The following is a 17705-nucleotide window of genomic DNA, read 5'->3' on the forward strand; positions in this document are numbered from 1 at the left end:
CTAAAGCATGCTCCGCCACCGGTCGCGGTAGCTCCCCGTTCCTTCCAGGTTCGCGCCCCACGCGCTGAGCTGGTCGGCGATCCCCTCGAGGTCCCACGCCGGCGTCGACGACCGGCCGGGGCGCAGCGTGCGTCCGAGCCAGCGCTGCAGGGTGCGGGGGTCGCCCACCACTGGGGTCTGCGTGCGGCCGGCGACCCGACCCGGGCTGGTGCTGGTCGCGGGGGTGTCCGCGACCAGCACGCCGTCGCGGTGCGAGTAGTACACCGCGGGTGTGACCCAGGCGACGTCGTGGCCTGCGGCGACCAGGGCGTCTTTCAGGTGCGCGGCGTGCGCGCGAGCCTGCGCCCGCGGTGGCCGGTTGGTGGTCCCCGCGGCGAAGGTGGCCGTCGACGTGAGGCGGACCGCGAGCGTGCCTCCCGGACGCCTCGTGAGGTTGAGGGCGAACTCGCCCGACAGGTCGTCCTCGTCGAAGAGCGCGCCCAGACCCGCGTGCGCCTCGTGCGGCCGCACCCCGTCGAACGTGAGCCCCGTCCAGTGCTTGCCCTCGATGACGACGGCGTCGCGGTCGGTGAGCAGGACGTGGTCGATCTGTGCGACGAAGGCGCGTCCCTCGGCCGCGACCGTACGGACGACGTTCGTCGCGACCACCGCATCGATCCGCTCGGCCTCCAACGCCGCGACGATGTCGGCGTGGGCGACCTGATCCCACGTCAAGGCGCGACGGGCGTAATCGAGGATGGCTTCGGCGCGCTGGCGCTCGGCTTCCCTCGCGGAGGCCTCGGTGACGATCGCGGCGCTGAGGCTCGCCCTCAGTTCCTCTCGTGCCTGCACGTGCTCGGCTTCGAGGGCGGTCATCGCGGCGGCGTGGTCCCGCCGCGTCGCATCAGCTGTGGAACGGTACCTCCGTCGCATCCACAACGGCAGGGCGAGGGAGATTGCGGCGGCGACGGCGCAGACGGTCCAGGCGAGGGCTTCGGTCATGGAACAAGTCGACCAAGTCGAGTCGCAGCCAGGCGTCCAGCGACACGGGTGAATTCCGGGGCCGCTGCGGGTGATCCGCGACTACTCAGCAGCAGCGCCGCCCGCACGAGAACGCCCCGCCCCCGCGCACGAAGCGCGAGAGCGGGGCGTCCGGAATGGCGTCAGGCCGCGTCGCCGACCAGCACCGCGGCGCCCTCGTCGGCGGCGTCCGGGTGCGCGCCGTCGATGTGGGCGAGCAGACGCCGACCGAACAGGATGCACGCGGCCGAGATCGCGACCGAGACGGCGGCCATCACGTAGGGGACGCCGGCGCCGTAGGCGTGCCAGAGCAGAGCCGCGAGCGGGGGAGCGACCGCACCGCCGAGGAAGCGCACGGCGGAGTAGGCCGACGAGGCGACCGAGCGGGGCAGGTCGGTGGCCTCCATGACGGCCTCGGTGAGCGCGGTGTTGACGACACCGAGCACGAGACCGCCGACGATGATGCAGACGACCAGGACGGCCGCCGACGAGACGATGAACGCGGCGACGAGCAGGTCGAGACCCAGCAGCGGCAGGGCGATCAGCAGCACCGTGGTCAGCCGCAGGCGATGCAGCAGCAGAGGAGCCACCCAGACGCTCGTGATCGCCAGGCCCACGCCCCAACCGAAGAAGGTCAGGCCGATGCCCATCGCCCCGAAACCGAGGGGGAACGGCGAGAACGCCAGCAGCGTGAAGAACCCGATGTTGTAGAACAGCGCGGTCGTCGCCAGGATCGCGAGCGCCGGGCGACCCAGCGCACGGAACGGCGCGCTGAAGGGGAGCGGCGTGCGCGCGGGCTTCGGTCCGCGCAGGAGAGCGAGCACGGCCACGAACGCGATCGCCATCAGCACCACGACGCCGAAGAACGGCCCGCGCCAGCTGACCTCGCCCAGGATGCCGCCGAGCAGCGGCCCCACGGCGATGCCGAGGCCGAGAGCGGCTTCGTAGAGGATGATCGCTGCGGAGCTGCCGCCGGAGGCTGCGCCCACGATGGTCGCCAACGCCGTGGAGATGAAGAGGGCGTTGCCCAGGCCCCAGCCGGCGCGGAAGCCGATGACCGCGTCGACGCTCCCGCTGACGGCGCAGAAGAACGCGAAGACGACGATCAGACCGAGACCCACGAGGAGGGTGGCCTTGGCGCCGATGCGGCTCGAGATCCAGCTCGTGACGAGCATCGCGAGGCCGGTGACGACGAGGTAGCTGGTGAACAGCAGCTCGGTCTCGACCGGAGACGCCTCCAGCGACTCGGCGATCGCCGGCAGGATCGGGTCGACCAGGCCGATCCCCATGAACGCCACGACGCACGCGAACGCCACCGCCCACACCTGAGCGGGCTGTTTCCAGACGCTGGGCGCCTTGCTGACTGCTGCGGTACCGGCACTCACCGGACCACCTCCTGTTCTTCTGCGGCTCCCACGAGGGCTCCGCGATCATCGGTCGAGTCGGCGTCGTCTTCGTCGTCGATGTCTTCTTTGCGACCCGGTCCGGTCGGCGCCATCCCCACGCGCAGCGACAGCGCGGCGGCGGCGACGCTCACGGCATCCCATTCGCTCTCGGAGAGGTCGGCGACGTGGGGGGCGAGGGCGGCGCGGAACTGCTCGTACCAGCCGGCCAGCGCGGCCAGGCCCTTCGCGGTCGCGGCGATCACGCTCACGCGCGAATCGTCGGGGTGCCGCCGACGCTCCACGAGCCCAGCCGCGTCCATCTGGTGGACGAGCCGGGTCATGCCCGGCTGGGTCACACGGCTCAGCGTCGCGAGATCACCGAGGCGTTGCGGACCGTGGTCGCGCAGCAGCGTCAGCGTGCGCCACTGTGCGGCGGGCGCCTCGGTCTGCGTGTCGAGAGCGGCGATGCGGGTGAGCGCGTGGACCGCGAGCAGCAGGGTCTGCAGGTCGTCGTCACGGGTCATGCAAAGAAGTATACCGCAGGTATATACCTTGGGTATTGATCACTCGGAGGTCAGCGCCCCGAGACCCGCGTCGACAACTGGTGAGCGTGCGCGAGGAGGATCCGTCCCAGCTCCGCCAGGCGCTCGCCGCCGAAGCGAAACTCCACGCCCGTCAGACTCAGCGCCCACTGCGGATCGCCCGTGCGCGTGAAGACGGCGGCGCCCAGGCCCCAGCTGCCCTCGACGATCAGTCCGGGGTTCACGGCGTACCCGCGGGCCTGCGTGTCGCGGATCCGCGTGCGAAGTCGCGCGGGGGAGTGCGACGCCCCCCACTTCTCGCCGAGCTCTGGATGCCGCTCGAGATACGCATCGACGTCGTGCGGCGGCAGGAACGCGAGGATCGCCAATCCCGCCGAGGCCACGCCGAGGGGGAAGCGCACCCCCTCCGACAGGACGAACGAGCGGATCGGGAAGCTGCCGTCCTCGCGGACCAGGCAGACCGTCTCATCGCCCCGCCGCACTGACAGGAACGCGCTCTCTTCGGTGCGCACCGCGAGGGAGCGCACGATGTCGCGCGCGGTCGCGGTGATGTCGAATCGGGATGCCGCGACGCTCCCCATGAGATAGAGCTCCGGCCCCGGGAGCCAGTGGCTCGTCGCCTCATCGCGGTCGACGAGTCCCTCGACGCGGAGCGCGCTGAGCAGGCGGTGGACGGTGGGGCGCGTCAGATCGCTCCCGCGCGCCAGGTCGGCCACCGTCGCGCCCGTGGCACCCGCCGCGGTGACCAGACGGAGCAGATGGGCGGCGCGGGCGATGGCCTGCGCTCCGGGAACGGTACGAACGGCGTTGTCCACGATGTGGACGCTACGCCCAGCGGCATCCACATGACAAGCGCCCGCTCGACGCTCGCGGCGACGGCGGCGCACCGTGGGAGAACGCACAGACGAAGGAGTTCGCGTGATCGACAAGACCGTCGCCACCGCCGCCGAAGCCGTCGCCGACATCCCCGACGGGGCCTCGCTCGCCGTCGGCGGCTTCGGGCTCTCCGGCAACCCCATCGCCCTCATCGAGGCGCTGCTCGCGCAGGGCACCCGCGACCTCTCGGTCGTCTCGAACAACTGCGGCGTCGACGACTGGGGACTCGGCATCCTGCTGGGGGCCGGTCGCATTCGCAAGATGACCTCGTCCTACGTAGGCGAGAACAAGGAGTTCGAGCGCCAGTTCCTCTCCGGGGAGCTCGAGCTCGAGCTCACGCCGCAGGGCACCCTCGCCGAGAAGCTCCGGGCGGGCGGCTCCGGCATCGCCGCGTTCTTCACGCAGACCGGTGTGGGCACCCAGGTCGCCGAGGGCGGCCTGCCCCGCCGGTACGACGGCGACGGCGGTGTCGCCGTCGCTTCCCCGCCGAAGGACGTGCGCACGTTCGCCGTGAACGGCGAGCCGCGCGAGTTCGTGCTCGAGGAGGCCATCACCACCGATTTCTCGCTCGTGCACGCCTGGAAGGGCGACCGCCACGGAAACCTCGTCTTCCGCAAAGCCGCGCGCAGCTTCAACCCGCTGGCCGCGATGGCCGGACGCACCTGCATCGTGCAGGTCGAGCACCTCGTCGAGCCCGGAGAGATCGATCCGGATGCCGTGCACCTCCCGGGTGTGTACGTCCACCGCGTCGTGGAGGTCGGCGAGGTCGAGAAGCGCATCGAGAAGCGCACCGTCCGCGAGGGTTCCGCTCAACCGGGCACGGTCCCTTCGACAGGCTCAGGGACCTCCGTCCCGTCCATGAAGGAGTCGTGACCATGCCTCTGTCCCGCACCGAGATGGCCGCTCGTGCCGCTCTCGAGCTCGCCGACGGCTCGTACGTCAACCTCGGCATCGGCCTGCCCACGCTCGTGCCCAACCACGTCCCCGACGGCGTCACCGTGGTGCTGCAGTCCGAGAACGGCATCCTCGGCGTCGGCCCCTACCCGACCGAGGACGCGGTGGATGCCGACCTCATCAACGCCGGCAAGGAGACGGTCACGACGCTCTCCGGCGCCGCGTTCTTCGACTCGGCCCTGAGCTTCGGGATGATCCGCGGGGGCAAGATCGACGCCGCCATCCTCGGGGCGATGCAGGTGTCGGCATCCGGAGACCTGGCGAACTGGATGATCCCCGGGAAGATGGTGAAGGGGCCGGGCGGGGCGATGGACCTCGTTCACGGCGCCGCCCGCGTGATCGTGCTGATGGAGCATGTCGCCCGCGACGGCTCGCCCAAGATCGTCGACTCCTGCTCCCTGCCCCTCACGGGTCGCGGGGTGGTCGATCGCATCATCACCGACCTCGCCGTCATCGACGTGACGGAGGATGGACTCGTGCTCGTCGAACTCGCCCCCGGGGTGAGCGCCGACGAGGTGCGGGATGCCACCGAGCCCCCGCTGACCGTGAGACTCACCGAGGAGATCGCATGACCACCGACCACGACGTCGTCATCGTCGCCGCCGCCCGCACCCCGCAGGGGCGCCTGAAGGGCCAGCTCGCCCCACTCACCGCCGTGCAGCTGGGTGCCGCCGCCATCCGTGGAGCGCTCGAGCGCGGGGCCATCGCGGCCGAGTCCGTCGACGCCGTGCTCGTCGGGCAGGTGCTGCAGGCCGGTGCCGGGCAGAACGCCGCCCGGCAGGCCGCGATCGCCGCGGGGATCGGGTGGGATGTCCACAGCGCCACGATCAACAAGGTCTGCCTCTCGGGTGTCACCGCGATCATCGACGCCGTACGCATGCTGCGCTTGGGTGACGCCAGCGTCGTGGTCGCCGCCGGGATGGAGTCGATGACGCGCGCCCCGCACCTGCTGATGAACTCGCGCGAGGGATACGCCTACGGCTCGGTCGAGGTGCTCGACCACCTGGCCTTCGACGGCCTCACCGACGCCTACGACCGCGAGAGCATGGGCGCCTCGACCGAGCGCGCGAACGCCCGGTACGAAGTCACCCGGGAGGTTCAGGATGCCGTGGCCGCCCGCTCCCACCAGCGCGCTGCCCGGGCCCAAGCCGACGGCGTCTTCGACGCGGAGATCGTGCCGGTCGAGATCCCGCAGCGCAAGGGCGACCCGATCGTCGTGAGCGCCGACGAAGGGATCCGCGCCGACACGACGGTCGAGACGCTCGCGAGACTGCGTCCGGCCTTCGCCGAGGGCGGCTCGATCACCGCGGGCAACGCCTCGCAGATCTCCGACGGCGCCTCCGCCGTCGTCGTGACCACCCGCGGAGTCGCCGAGCAGCACGGCTGGGACGTGCTCGCCGTCGTCGGCGCCGCCGGACAGGTCGCCGGTCCCGACAACTCCCTGCACGATCAGCCGGCCCGCGCCATCGCCCGGGCGCTCGAGAAGCAGGGCATCTCGGCATCCGACCTCGACCTCGTCGAGATCAACGAGGCATTCGGTGCGGTCGTGGCCCGCTCGCAGGCGGAACTCGGGCTCGATGACGACGTCGTCAACCCGCACGGCGGCGGCATCGCGATCGGCCACCCCATCGGTGCCTCGGGCAACCGCCTCGTCGTGCACGCCGTGCACGAGCTCGTCCGGCGGGGGAGCGGTACGGCCGCGGTCGCGCTCTGCGGGGGCGGCGGTCAGGGCGATGCGCTGATCCTGACGCGCTGAGCCTGACTCGGCGCTGATTCGGCGAGATCACACGATCGGGTCGAGATCACCCGTTCCTGCGGCGTCGGTTCGTGAGCGCTCGCGCCGATCGTGTGATCTCGACGCCCCGCGACGACGAACGGATGCCGCGACCCCGGGGCCGCGGCATGCGTTCGATCACGTCGGGGCTCAGCGCCCGAGGCGCTTCTTGAAGAGCTTGTCCTGCTTCTTGGCGATGGGGGAGTCGCCGGCGATGACCTTGCCGCGGCGCGCACGACGGGTGTCCACCACCGACCCGATCGCGAGGGCGAGCGTGATGCCCCAGCTCAGCCACGCGAGCGCGGTCCGCCAGGTGAAGGGCTCGTCGTTGCGCAGGGCGCGCAGGAGCGTGACGCCGCCGGTGATGGCGCTGAGGAGACCGGTGCCGAAGATGTACTGCCGCATGCGCCCAACCTATCGAGCGGCGGGATCGCCCGCCGGACCTTGACAGGCGCGCGCGATGGGGCCGGAATGGTGGACCGGCCGCGGCAACGTGAGTCCGGACAGGAGGCGTGTATCGCATCCCGTCCACCCCCTCGACCGCATCCGGCCCGCTGTTAGCCTGAGGACGATTCCCCGAGGAGGACCTGTGACCCAGGCCGATTTCGTCGTCGTCGCCAACCGACTGCCCGTCGATCGCACCCCCGACGGAGAGGGGTGGAGACGCTCACCCGGCGGTCTCGTCACCGCTCTCGAACCGGTGATGCGCCGTGCCGAGGGCGCGTGGGTGGGGTGGGCCGGTCGGGCCGACGCCAGCGTCGAGCCCTTCGACTTCGAGGGCACGCACCTCGTTCCCGTGACCCTGTCGGCCTCCGACGTGCAGCTGTACTACGAGGGCTTCTCGAACGACACCATCTGGCCGCTGTACCACGACGTCATCGCCGCGCCCACGTACAAGCGCGCCTGGTGGGACGCCTACGTCAAGGTCAACGAGCGCTTCGCGAAGGCCGCCGCCGACGTCTCCGCCGAGGGCGGGATCGTGTGGGTGCAGGACTACCAGCTGCAGCTCGTGCCGAAGATGCTGCGCGAACTGCGGCCCGACCTCACGATCGGGTACTTCCACCACATCCCCTTCCCCGCGTATGGCCTCTACTCGCAGCTGCCCTGGCGCAAGCAGGTGCTCGAGGGCCTGCTCGGCGCCGATGTGATCGGATTCCAGCGGGTGGCTGACGCCGGCAACTTCGCCCGCGCCGTGCGGCGCCAGCTGCGGTACGAGACCAAGGCGAGCGGCATCCTGGTGCCCGACGTCTCGGGTGGTACGCGCGTCGCTCTCGCGAAGGCGTTCCCCATCTCGATCGACGCCGACTCGTACATCGAGCTCGCGCAGAAGCCCGAGATCCAGCAGCGCGCGAAGGAGATCCGCGAGGGACTCGGCAATCCGCGCAAGATCCTGCTGGGCGTCGACCGTCTCGACTACACCAAGGGCATCCGCCACCGTCTCAAGGCGTGGGGCGAGCTGCTCGAAGACGGTCGGGCGACGGTCGAGGACGCCGTCCTCGTGCAGGTCGCGAGCCCGAGCCGCGAACGCGTCGACGCCTACGTGCAGCTCCGCGACGAGATCGAGATGACCGTGGGCCGCATCAACGGCGACTACGACACGACCACGCACACCGCGATCCGCTACCTGCACCAGTCGTACCCGCGTGAGGAGATGGTGGCGCTGTTCCTCGCCGCCGACGTGATGCTCGTCACGGCGCTGCGCGACGGTATGAACCTCGTCGCGAAGGAGTACGTGGCCAGCCGCATCGATAACCGCGGCGTGCTTCTGCTGAGCGAATTCGCCGGCGCCGCCGACGAGATGGGCAGCAGCCTGCTCATCAATCCGCATGACATCGACGGTCTCAAGGACCAGATCGTGCGGGCGATCGACATGCCCGCCGCCGAGCAGGGACGCCGCATGCGGGCCCTGCGCAAGCGCGTGCGCGACCACGACGTCGAGGACTGGTCGCGCGAGTTCCTCGACGCCCTGTCGGTCTTCCACGAGAAGGCGTCCAGCGCGGCCGCCGCCGCCGAGGTCGGCCGGGACGACGACGGTTCGGCCCCTGAACGGGAGCCCATCGACGAGACGGATGCCGAGTGACCGCCGCCGACGCGGCCGTCGAGGCCGTAGCCACCACCGACACGCTGCTGGTCGCCCTCGATTTCGATGGCACCCTCTCGCCCCTCGTCGACGAGCCGATGTCGGCGCGGATGACGCCCGGCGCACGGGCGGCGATCGACGCCCTGGCGGCCCTGCCGCGCACGGTCGTCGCCCTCGTCTCCGGTCGCTCGCTCGGACACCTGCGCGAGATCGCCGAGCACGACGACGCGTCGCCGATCTGGCTCGCGGGCTCTCACGGCGCGCAGTTCTGGGTCCCCGGGTCGGGAATCGAGGCCGCCGGTGACGACGCCGCCGACCTTCAGCTACGCGACCGCCTGCAGGAGGAGGTGGGCCAGCGCACAGCCGACATGCACGGCGTCTGGATCGAACCCAAGGAATACGGGCTCGGCGTTCACACGCGTACGGCGGATGCCGACACGGCCGCGGCCGCGAGGGAGCTCGTCGACCGTCTGCTCGCGGCGGAGGCGCCTGCGTGGCGCCGCCGCACCGGTCACGACATCCTTGAGTTCTCGTTCCGGCACGAGGGCAAGGACTCCGCCGTCGCGCACCTGCGCGAGCGGATCGGCGCGACGGCGGTGCTGTTCGCCGGCGACGACGTCACCGACGAAGACGCCCTGGGCTCCCTGGATGCCGGCGACCTCGGCGTGCGCGTCGGCGGGGGAGAGACGTCGGCGACCCTGCGCGTCGCCGACATCGATGCCTTCGTCGCGGTGCTCGACGACGTCGCGCGCCTGCGCCGCGCCCACATCAGCTGACCCGACGCCTTCTCGACCGGCTCCGTTCGCATCACGGCCTCGGCGCGCGCAATAGACTTCGAGAATGCCCGCACCGCAGAATCCGAACACCGGCGAGTTCGACATCAAGCCCCGCAGTCGCGTCGTCACCGACGGCATCGAAGCCACCACCTCGCGGGGCATGCTCCGCGCGGTCGGCATGGGTGATGAAGACTGGGACAAGCCCCAGATCGGCATCGCGTCGAGCTGGAACGAGATCACCCCCTGCAACCTCAGCCTCGACCGCCTCGCGCAGGGCGCGAAAGAGGGCGTGCACGCCGGCGGCGGGTACCCGCTGCAGTTCGGCACCATCTCCGTCTCCGACGGCATCTCCATGGGCCACGAGGGCATGCACTTCTCCCTCGTGTCGCGCGAGGTCATCGCCGACAGCGTCGAGACCGTCATGATGGCCGAGCGACTCGACGGGTCCGTGCTGCTCGCGGGCTGCGACAAGTCGATCCCCGGCATGCTCATGGCATCCGCTCGCCTCGACCTCTCGAGCGTCTTCCTCTACGCGGGCTCGATCGCGCCGGGCTGGGTCAAGCTCAGCGACGGCACCGAGAAGGACGTCACCATCATCGACTCGTTCGAGGCCGTGGGCGCGTGCCTCGCGGGCAAGATGAGCGAGGAAGACCTCAAGCGCATCGAGTGCGCCATCGCCCCGGGTGAGGGGGCCTGCGGTGGCATGTACACCGCCAACACGATGGCCTCCGTGGCCGAGGCCCTCGGCCTCAGCCTCCCGGGCTCGGCCGCCCCGCCGTCCGCCGACCGCCGCCGCGACTACTTCGCCCACCGCTCGGGCGAGGCTGTGGTCAACCTGCTGCGCCAGGGCATCACCACGCGCGACATCCTCACCAAGGAGGCGTTCGAGAACGCCATCGCCCTCGCCATGGCGCTCGGCGGCTCGACCAACGTCGTGCTCCACCTGCTGGCCATCGCCAACGAGGCCGAGGTCGAGCTGACGCTGCACGACTTCAACCGCATCGGCGACAAGACGCCGCACGTGGCCGACATGAAGCCCTTCGGTCAGTACGTCATGAACGACGTCGACCGCCACGGCGGCATCCCGGTCATCATGAAGGCCATGCTCGACGAGGGCCTGCTGCACGGCGACGCGCTCACCGTCACGGGCAAGACGCTCGCCGAGAACCTCGCCGACCTCAACCCCGACCCGGTCGACGGCAAGGTCATCCACTCGTTCGACAACCCCATCCACGCCACCGGCGGCATCACGATCCTGCACGGGTCGATGGCCCCCGAGGGTGCTGTGGTGAAGTCGGCCGGTTTCGACGGCAACGTCTTCGAGGGTCCCGCGCGCGTGTTCGAGCGCGAGCGCGGCGCGATGGACGCCCTCGAGGCGGGCGAGATCAACGCCGGCGACGTCGTCGTCATCCGCTACGAGGGCCCCAAGGGCGGTCCCGGTATGCGCGAGATGCTGGCGATCACCGCCGCCATCAAGGGCGCGGGGCTCGGAAAAGATGTACTACTCTTGACGGACGGTCGATTCTCAGGCGGCACAACCGGCCTCTGCATCGGCCACATAGCTCCCGAAGCGGTGGACGCAGGTCCCATCGCCTTCGTGCGCGATGGTGATCTGATACGGGTCGATATCGCCGCTCGCACTCTCGACTTGATCGTCGATGACGCCGAGCTGAGTTCCCGCCGCGAAGGCTGGGAACCGCTTCCCCCGCGCTATACCCGTGGCGTTCTGGCCAAGTACTCCAAGCTCGTGCACTCCGCCGCGGAGGGCGCGGTCACGGGCTGACGGCCGTCCCCCTTCTCACCTTCTCCCGGTTCTCGAGGTACTCCCATGTCCATCGATTCCCCTACGGCCGCCATCCCGCGGCCGCCCGCCCGCACCGCACCGGCGCCCGTGATGACGGGTGCGCAGGCCGTGGTCCGTTCGCTCGACCTGCTCGGCGTCACCGACGTGTTCGGTCTGCCGGGCGGGGCGATCATGCCCGTCTACGACCCGCTCATGGACGACGAGCACGTGCGGCACATCCTCGTGCGTCACGAGCAGGGCGCCGGCCACGCGGCCGAGGGCTATGCCGCGGCATCCGGCAAGGTCGGCGTCGCCATCGCGACGTCGGGCCCCGGCGCCACCAACCTCGTCACCGCGATCGCCGACGCCTACATGGACTCGGTGCCGCTCGTCTGCATCACCGGGCAGGTTTTCTCCACCCTCATGGGGACGGACGCCTTCCAGGAGGCCGACATCGTCGGCATCACGATGCCGATCACCAAGCACTCGTTCCTGGTGAAGTCGGCCGACGAGATCCCCGGCGCGATCGCCGCGGCGTTCGAGATCGCCTCGACCGGTCGCCCCGGCCCCGTGCTCGTCGACATCACCAAGGACGCCCAGCAGGCCGAGGCGCCGTTCGTCTGGCCGCCCAAGATCGACCTGCCCGGATACCGCCCGGTGACCAAGGCCCACGGCAAGCAGATCCAGGCCGCGGCCCAGCTGCTGGCCACCGCGAAGAAGCCCGTGCTGTACGTCGGCGGCGGTGCCATCCGCTCGAACGCGTCCGCCGAGCTCAAGGTGCTCGCCGAGGCGACCGGTGCGCCCGTCGTCACGACGCTCATGGCGCGCGGGGCCTTCCCCGACTCGCACGAGCAGCACCTCGGCATGCCGGGCATGCACGGCACCGTGCCCGCGGTCCTCGCCCTGCAGGAGAGTGACCTCATCGTGTCGCTCGGCGCCCGCTTCGACGACCGCGTCACCGGCAAGGCGGCGCTGTTCGCCCCCCACGCCCAGGTGGTGCACGTCGACATCGACCCCGCCGAGATCTCCAAGATCCGCACGGCCGACGTGCCGATCGTGGGCGATTTGCGGGAGGTGCTCATCGACCTGGATGCCGCTTTCCGCACCGCCGACGCCGAGCACCCGCACGACTACAGCGAGTGGTGGACGTACCTGAACGGGCTTCGCGAGGAGTTCCCGCTCGGGTACACGCCGACCTCGGACGGTCTGCTCTCGCCGCAGCACGTGATCCAGCGCATCGGAGAGATGACCGGACCCGAGGGCGTCTACGCCTCGGGCGTCGGCCAGCACCAGATGTGGGCCGCGCAGTTCATCAAGTACGAGCGTCCCAACGCCTGGCTCAACTCCGGCGGCGCCGGAACCATGGGCTACGCGGTGCCCGCGGCGATGGGCGCCAAGGTGGCCCAGCCCGAGCGTGCCGTGTGGGCGATCGACGGCGACGGCTGCTTCCAGATGACCAACCAGGAGCTCGCGACCTGCGTCATCAACGACATCCCGATCAAGGTCGCGATCATCAACAACTCGTCGCTCGGCATGGTGCGCCAGTGGCAGACGCTGTTCTTCGACGGCCGCCACTCGAACACCGACTTGAACACGGGACACGGGACGCGTCGCATCCCCGACTTCGTCAAGCTCGCCGAGGCGTACGGGTGCCTCGCCATCCGCGTCGAGAAGGAAGACGAGATCGACGCCGCGATCCAGCTCGCCCTCGACACGAACGACCGCCCGGTGGTGATCGACTTCGTGGTGAGTGCCGACGCGATGGTCTGGCCGATGGTCCCGCAGGGCGTCAGCAACAGCTACGTCCAGTACGCGCGCGACCACTCGCCCGCCTTCAACGAGCAGGAGGACTGAGATGTCTCGTCACGTTCTGAGCCTCCTCGTCGAGGACAAGCCGGGTCTGCTCACCCGCGTCGCGGGTCTGTTCGCCCGCCGCGGGTTCAACATCGAGTCGCTCGCCGTCGGCGTCACCGAGGTGCCGGGACTCTCGCGCATCACGGTCGTCGTCGACGTGGAGGGTCTCCCGCTCGAGCAGGTGACCAAGCAGCTGAACAAGCTCATCAACGTCATCAAGATCGTCGAGCTCGATCCCGCCAGCTCCGTGCAGCGCGAACACGTGCTCGTCAAGGTGCGCGCCGACAACGCCAGCCGCTCGAACGTGCTCGAGGTCGTCAACCTCTTCCGCGCCTCGGTGGTCGACTACGCCCCCGATGCGATCGTGATCGAGATCACGGGCGACTCGGGCAAGGTCGGGGCCTTCCTCAAGGCCATCGAGCCCTTCGGCGTGAAGGAGCTCGCGCAGTCGGGCCTGCTCGCCGTCGGCCGCGGCGGCAAGAGCATCACCGAGCGCGTCCTGCGCGGCTGAGCCCCGTCGGTCCCTGAGCCTGTCGAAGGGCCCGACACCCCGAACTTCACACGTCCCACAACCCCCGGTCCCTTCGACAAGCTCAGGGACCTGACACAAGGAGAAACATCCTCATGGCAGAGATCTTCTACGACGACGACGCCGACCTCTCGATCATCCAGGGCAAGAAGGTCGCGATCGTCGGCTACGGCTCGCAGGGTCACGCGCACGCGCAGAACCTCCGCGACTCGGGTGTCGAGGTCGTCATCGCGCTCAAGGACGGCTCGAAGTCGGCCGCCAAGGCGCAGGAAGACGGCTTCGAGGTCAAGAACGTCGCCGACGCCGCCGAGTGGGCCGACCTCATCATGATCCTCGCGCCCGACCAGCACCAGCGGTCGATCTTCGCCGACTCGATCAAGGACAAGCTCACCGAGGGCAAGACGCTCGCCTTCGCGCACGGCTTCAACATCCGCTTCGGCTACATCGACGCCCCGGAGGGCGTCGACGTCATCCTGGTCGCGCCCAAGGCCCCCGGCCACACCGTGCGTCGCGAGTACGTCGCCGGCCGCGGCATCCCGGACATCATCGCCGTCGAGCGCGACGCCTCGGGCTCGGCCTGGGACACTGCCCTCTCGTACGCGAAGGCCATCGGCGGCACCCGCGCCGGCGTCATCAAGACCACCTTCACCGAAGAGACCGAGACCGACCTGTTCGGCGAGCAGGCCGTGCTCTGCGGTGGCATGAGCCACCTCGTGCAGGCCGGCTTCGAGACCCTCACCGAGGCGGGCTACCAGCCGCAGATCGCCTACTTCGAGGTGCTCCACGAGCTCAAGCTCATCGTCGACCTCATGTGGGAGGGCGGCATCGCCAAGCAGCGCTGGTCGATCTCCGACACCGCCGAGTACGGCGACTACGTCTCGGGCCCCCGCGTCATCTCGCCCGACGTCAAGGAGAGCATGAAGGCCGTCCTCGCGGACATCCAGTCGGGTGCCTTCGCCGAGCGCTTCATCGCCGACCAGGACAAGGGCGCCCCCGAGTTCCTCGAGCTCCGCGAGAAGGAGCAGGGTCACCCCATCGAGGCGACCGGCAAGGAGCTCCGCGGTCTGTTCGCGTGGAAGCAGCAGGACAGCGACTACACGGAGGGCAGCGCTGCGCGCTGACCTCCGCCGAAGGCTGCGTCATCCATAGCGATCGCCCAGGCGATCGCGGTGGGCTCGGCCGCGCGCTGATCCTCACCCTCGAACGCCCCGGGACCTCGCGGTTCCCGGGGCGTTCGCCGTCTCCGACGGGTGTCTCGTTCCCGGATGCCGCGGACCTTCGCCGACCGGCGGGGCGCGGCCCGGTGGCGGGGGAGCGCCGCTACCGTGGAGCCGTGAGCACTCCGCGCGATGACGACGCCCTGTCCTGGGGCGGTGACGACGATCCCACGCTCGACGTCGGCGAGAAGCACGCGCCGACGCGCGAGACGGGCGCCGAGCCGCGGGTCGAGGCTGAACCCCTCGAGCCGCTGCAGCCCGAGGCTCCGGCGCCGGTGAACCGGCATCCCGAATCCGCCGCCGCGAAGCCGGCCGTCGCCGAACCGACCCTCGCCGAGACGGGTGACGACGACGATCCGGATGCCGAGCATGCGGCGCCGCTCGGCAACGTCGGCCTCGTGGGCATCGGCATGGTCGCCGCGACCTTCCTGCTCTTCGCGATCGGGTGGCTGCTCGCGGGCTTCCGTCTGAACGGACTCGGTCTGCCCATTCCGTCCGTCACTGTCATCGCGCTCACCATCGGGGCGGCTCTCGCACCCCTCGTGTGGTTCGTGGCGGTGCTCGCCCTGACCCGCAACCGGCGCACGTGGCAGCGCTTCCTGCTGCTGATCGTGGGGATCGTGCTGCTCGTTCCCTGGCCGTTCCTGTCGCTGGGAGCCTTCGCATGAGCACTCCGGCCCGCACCCGTCACCTGCCCACGTGGCTGCTCGTCACGATCTCGGGGCTGTTCGGTCTGTTCTACGCCTACGTCGTGTGGAGCTCGGTGGCCCTGCTCGTGCAGCAGGTCGACGGCCCGCTGGGGCTCAACGGCCTGGGCTGGTTCGTCTACATCCTGCCGATCGTCTTTCCGCTCGCGGCGTTCGGGGTCGCTTTCGCGATCGGGCAGCGCCGCAAGGCCGGGGAGCTCTCCATCGCCCTGCTCGCGGGGCTGACGCTGTCGGCGGCGTTCTGGCTCGCGATCGTGGGGTACGGAACGACCTCGTACGGACTGTACGGCGGCTGATCCGCCGGGGTCCCGGCATCCGGGGTCCGTCGCCCGCCGTCACACGGTCGGGGGCGGCTCCGCCTCCGCGCTAGGCTGACAGACGGCCCGCACGGGTCGCGCGCCCGGCTCGCGCCGGTGGTGTGCGGCGGTGCGCGCCGATCCCCAGCACCGTTTCGAAGGACGCATCCGTGACGAAGCCCGTCGTGCTCATCGCCGAAGAACTCTCTCCCGCCACGATCGACGCGCTCGGCCCCGACTTCGACGTGCGCAACGTCGACGGGACCGACCGCCCCGCGCTGCTCTCGGCCCTCGCCGACGCGCACGCGGTGCTCGTGCGCTCCGCCACGCAGATCGACGCCGAGGCCCTCGCCGCGGCGCCGTCGCTCAAGGTCGTCGCCCGCGCCGGCGTCGGTCTCGACAACGTCGACATCAAGTCGGCCACCTCGGCCGGCGTCATGGTCGTCAACGCGCCGACCTCGAACATCATCTCGGCCGCCGAGCTGACCGTCGGTCACGTGCTGAGCCTCGCGCGCCGCATCCCCGCCGCTCACGCCTCGCTCGCTCAGGGCCTGTGGAAGCGCAGCTCGTTCACCGGCACCGAGCTGTTCGAGAAGACGATCGGCATCATCGGCCTCGGCCGCATCGGCGCCCTCATCGCGGCTCGTCTGCAGGGCTTCGACATGCGCGTGATCGCGTACGACCCCTACGTCACCGCCGCCCGCGCGCAGCAGCTCGGCGTGCAGCTCGTCTCGCTCGACGAGCTGCTCGAGCAGAGCGACTTCGTCACCATCCACATGCCGAAGACGCCCGAGACCACCGGCATGATCGGCGCCGAGCAGCTGCGCCGCATGAAGACGACCGCGTACGTCGTCAACGTCGCCCGCGGCGGCCTCATCGACGAGGAGGCGCTCTTCGAGGCCCTCAGCACCGGCGAGATCGCCGGCGCCGGTCTCGACGTGTTCTCGACGGAGCCCCCGGCCGAGGGCGGCCCCGCGCGCAAGCTCCTCGACCTCCCCAACGTCGTCGTCACCCCGCACCTCGGCGCGAGCACCGAGGAGGCGCAGGAGAAGGCGGGCGTCTCCGTCGCCCGCTCGGTGAAGCTGGCGCTCGAGGGAGACCTCGTCCCGGATGCCGTGAATGTCGCCGGCGGCGCGATCGACCCGTTCGTGCGCCCCGGCATCGCGCTCGTCGAGATGCTCGGCCAGTTCTTCAGCGGCCTCGCCGACAGCGCCCTGACCTCGCTCGAGATCGAGGTGCGCGGCGAGCTCGCTCAGTACGACGTCAGCGTCTATCGCCTCGCGGCCCTGAAGGGCTATTTCAGCCGGATCGTCAGCGAGAGCGTCTCGTACGTCAACGCTCCGCTCTTCGCCGAGCAGCGCGGCGTCGATGCGCGCCTGGTCGTCGAGACCGAGAGCCCGCTGTACCGCAACATCACCATCCTCCGCGGCACGCTGGCCGATGGCTCCACCCTCGAGGTCGCCGGCACGCTCGCCGGTACGCGGATGGTCCCGAAGGTCGTCTCGATCAACGGCTACGAGATCGAGGTGCCCATCGTTCAGCACCACGTCGTCATGCGCTACGCCGACCGCCCCGGCATCGTCGCGATCTACGGTCAGAAGCTGGGCGAGGCGGGCATCAACATCGCGGGGCTCCAGGTGGCGGCTCCGGATGCCACGGGCCGCGCGCTCTCCGTGCTCACGGTCGACTCGCCGGTGCCCGACGAGATCCTCGGCGCGATGCGCGAGGCCGTCGGCGCCGACCTGTTCCGACAGATCGAGATCGTCGAGGGCTGAGTCCTCGGAACGTCGTGGGGGAGGGGGTCGCTTCGGCGGCTCCCTCCTCTCTTGCTCCGTGCGCAGGCGCCGTGAGATCGCACGTGCGGGTGTCCCGGGGCGGAGGAGAGTCGGGCGGTGGAGGATGCCAGGGGCCTGATCGGTCCTCCCGTCGCTGT

The 17705-nt window shown here is 70.3% G+C and carries 17 protein-coding genes; 12 read left to right on the plus strand and 5 right to left on the minus strand.

From position 1 onward, the window contains the following. The 4 genes from Q9R20_RS12420 to Q9R20_RS12435 all read right to left on the minus strand — a co-directional run bounded on the left by Q9R20_RS12420 (window position 1) and on the right by Q9R20_RS12435 (window position 3741). Complete coding sequence (locus Q9R20_RS12420) at window positions 1–981, minus strand: nuclease-related domain-containing protein (RefSeq protein WP_311249629.1); 981 nt, start codon at window positions 979–981, stop codon at window positions 1–3. A gap of 161 nt (window positions 982–1142) precedes the next feature. Beyond that, window positions 1143–2384, minus strand: coding sequence for an MFS transporter (locus Q9R20_RS12425; RefSeq protein WP_311249630.1), 1242 nt, complete (start codon window positions 2382–2384; stop codon window positions 1143–1145). Continuing rightward, on the minus strand, window positions 2381–2908 hold the full coding sequence (locus Q9R20_RS12430; RefSeq protein ID WP_311249631.1) for a MarR family transcriptional regulator: 528 nt from the start codon (window positions 2906–2908) through the stop codon (window positions 2381–2383). The genes Q9R20_RS12425 and Q9R20_RS12430 overlap by 4 nt, the downstream gene beginning before the upstream one ends. A 50-nt stretch (window positions 2909–2958) precedes the next feature. Beyond that, complete coding sequence (locus tag Q9R20_RS12435; protein WP_311249632.1) at window positions 2959–3741, minus strand: IclR family transcriptional regulator; 783 nt, start codon at window positions 3739–3741, stop codon at window positions 2959–2961. A 103-nt stretch (window positions 3742–3844) separates the two neighbouring features. On the opposite strand from Q9R20_RS12435, the gene Q9R20_RS12440 reads away from it, so the two are divergent. Genes Q9R20_RS12440 through Q9R20_RS12450 form a run of 3 tightly spaced genes read left to right on the plus strand, consistent with a single transcriptional unit; the run spans window position 3845 to window position 6512 of the window. Next, window positions 3845–4675, plus strand: coding sequence for a CoA transferase subunit A (locus tag Q9R20_RS12440; RefSeq protein ID WP_311249633.1), 831 nt, complete (start codon window positions 3845–3847; stop codon window positions 4673–4675). A gap of 2 nt (window positions 4676–4677) precedes the next feature. Further along, window positions 4678–5328 carry a 3-oxoacid CoA-transferase subunit B gene (locus tag Q9R20_RS12445; RefSeq protein WP_311249634.1) on the plus strand — a complete coding sequence of 217 codons (651 nt, stop codon included), beginning with the start codon at window positions 4678–4680 and terminating at the stop codon, window positions 5326–5328. After that, on the plus strand, window positions 5325–6512 hold the full coding sequence (locus tag Q9R20_RS12450; protein ID WP_311249635.1) for an acetyl-CoA C-acetyltransferase: 1188 nt from the start codon (window positions 5325–5327) through the stop codon (window positions 6510–6512). Before Q9R20_RS12445 ends, Q9R20_RS12450 begins: the two co-directional genes overlap by 4 nt. Window positions 6513–6680: 168 nt before the next feature. Here Q9R20_RS12450 and Q9R20_RS12455 read toward each other — a convergent pair whose 3' ends face one another. After that, window positions 6681–6935: a hypothetical protein gene (locus Q9R20_RS12455; RefSeq protein ID WP_311249636.1), complete on the minus strand. Its 255-nt coding sequence runs from the start codon at window positions 6933–6935 to the stop codon at window positions 6681–6683. A gap of 184 nt (window positions 6936–7119) precedes the next feature. On the opposite strand from Q9R20_RS12455, the gene Q9R20_RS12460 reads away from it, so the two are divergent. From Q9R20_RS12460 to serA, 9 genes are all read left to right on the plus strand, one after another. Beyond that, entirely contained in the window at window positions 7120–8610 is a 1491-nt protein-coding gene (locus Q9R20_RS12460; RefSeq protein ID WP_311249637.1) for a trehalose-6-phosphate synthase, read from the plus strand. Next, entirely contained in the window at window positions 8607–9386 is a 780-nt protein-coding gene (gene otsB, locus Q9R20_RS12465) for a trehalose-phosphatase (protein WP_311249638.1), read from the plus strand. The genes Q9R20_RS12460 and otsB overlap by 4 nt, the downstream gene beginning before the upstream one ends. 64 nt (window positions 9387–9450) lie before the next feature. Beyond that, complete coding sequence (ilvD, locus tag Q9R20_RS12470) at window positions 9451–11169, plus strand: dihydroxy-acid dehydratase (RefSeq protein WP_295835606.1); 1719 nt, start codon at window positions 9451–9453, stop codon at window positions 11167–11169. Window positions 11170–11214: 45 nt separating this feature from the next. Next, on the plus strand, window positions 11215–13023 hold the full coding sequence (locus Q9R20_RS12475) for an acetolactate synthase large subunit (RefSeq protein WP_311249639.1): 1809 nt from the start codon (window positions 11215–11217) through the stop codon (window positions 13021–13023). Between the two features lies 1 nt (window position 13024). After that, window positions 13025–13534, plus strand: a complete 510-nt coding sequence (gene ilvN / locus Q9R20_RS12480; protein ID WP_311249640.1) for an acetolactate synthase small subunit — start codon at window positions 13025–13027, stop codon at window positions 13532–13534. Window positions 13535–13647: 113 nt separating this feature from the next. Further along, window positions 13648–14673: a ketol-acid reductoisomerase gene (ilvC, locus tag Q9R20_RS12485; protein ID WP_311249641.1), complete on the plus strand. Its 1026-nt coding sequence runs from the start codon at window positions 13648–13650 to the stop codon at window positions 14671–14673. A 212-nt stretch (window positions 14674–14885) separates the two neighbouring features. Then, window positions 14886–15437: a DNA polymerase III subunit gamma/tau gene (locus Q9R20_RS12490; RefSeq protein ID WP_311249642.1), complete on the plus strand. Its 552-nt coding sequence runs from the start codon at window positions 14886–14888 to the stop codon at window positions 15435–15437. Beyond that, entirely contained in the window at window positions 15434–15772 is a 339-nt protein-coding gene (locus Q9R20_RS12495; protein ID WP_311249643.1) for a bacitracin resistance protein, read from the plus strand. Before Q9R20_RS12490 ends, Q9R20_RS12495 begins: the two co-directional genes overlap by 4 nt. A gap of 170 nt (window positions 15773–15942) precedes the next feature. Continuing rightward, a complete protein-coding gene (gene serA / locus Q9R20_RS12500) occupies window positions 15943–17547 on the plus strand; it encodes a phosphoglycerate dehydrogenase (protein ID WP_311249644.1) in 1605 nt (534 codons plus the stop codon). Window positions 17548–17705 lie beyond the last annotated feature (158 nt).

Source organism: Microbacterium sp. PRF11 (genome assembly GCF_031844085.1).
Taxonomy (GTDB): Bacteria; Actinomycetota; Actinomycetes; order Actinomycetales; family Microbacteriaceae; genus Microbacterium.

Excerpts from the sequence above, each read along its gene's own strand:
- Q9R20_RS12420 (WP_311249629.1), bottom strand. The coding sequence starts at position 981 with ATGACCGAAGCCCTCGCCTGGACCGTCTGCGCCGTCGCCGCCGCAATC.
- Q9R20_RS12430 (WP_311249631.1), bottom strand. The coding sequence starts at position 2,908 with ATGACCCGTGACGACGACCTGCAGACCCTGCTGCTCGCGGTCCACGCG.
- Q9R20_RS12445 (WP_311249634.1), top strand. The coding sequence starts at position 4,678 with ATGCCTCTGTCCCGCACCGAGATGGCCGCTCGTGCCGCTCTCGAGCTC.
- Q9R20_RS12450 (WP_311249635.1), top strand. The coding sequence starts at position 5,325 with ATGACCACCGACCACGACGTCGTCATCGTCGCCGCCGCCCGCACCCCG.
- Q9R20_RS12455 (WP_311249636.1), bottom strand. The coding sequence starts at position 6,935 with ATGCGGCAGTACATCTTCGGCACCGGTCTCCTCAGCGCCATCACCGGC.
- ilvD (WP_295835606.1), top strand. The coding sequence starts at position 9,451 with ATGCCCGCACCGCAGAATCCGAACACCGGCGAGTTCGACATCAAGCCC.
- Q9R20_RS12475 (WP_311249639.1), top strand. The coding sequence starts at position 11,215 with ATGTCCATCGATTCCCCTACGGCCGCCATCCCGCGGCCGCCCGCCCGC.
- ilvN (WP_311249640.1), top strand. The coding sequence starts at position 13,025 with ATGTCTCGTCACGTTCTGAGCCTCCTCGTCGAGGACAAGCCGGGTCTG.
- ilvC (WP_311249641.1), top strand. The coding sequence starts at position 13,648 with ATGGCAGAGATCTTCTACGACGACGACGCCGACCTCTCGATCATCCAG.
- Q9R20_RS12495 (WP_311249643.1), top strand. The coding sequence starts at position 15,434 with ATGAGCACTCCGGCCCGCACCCGTCACCTGCCCACGTGGCTGCTCGTC.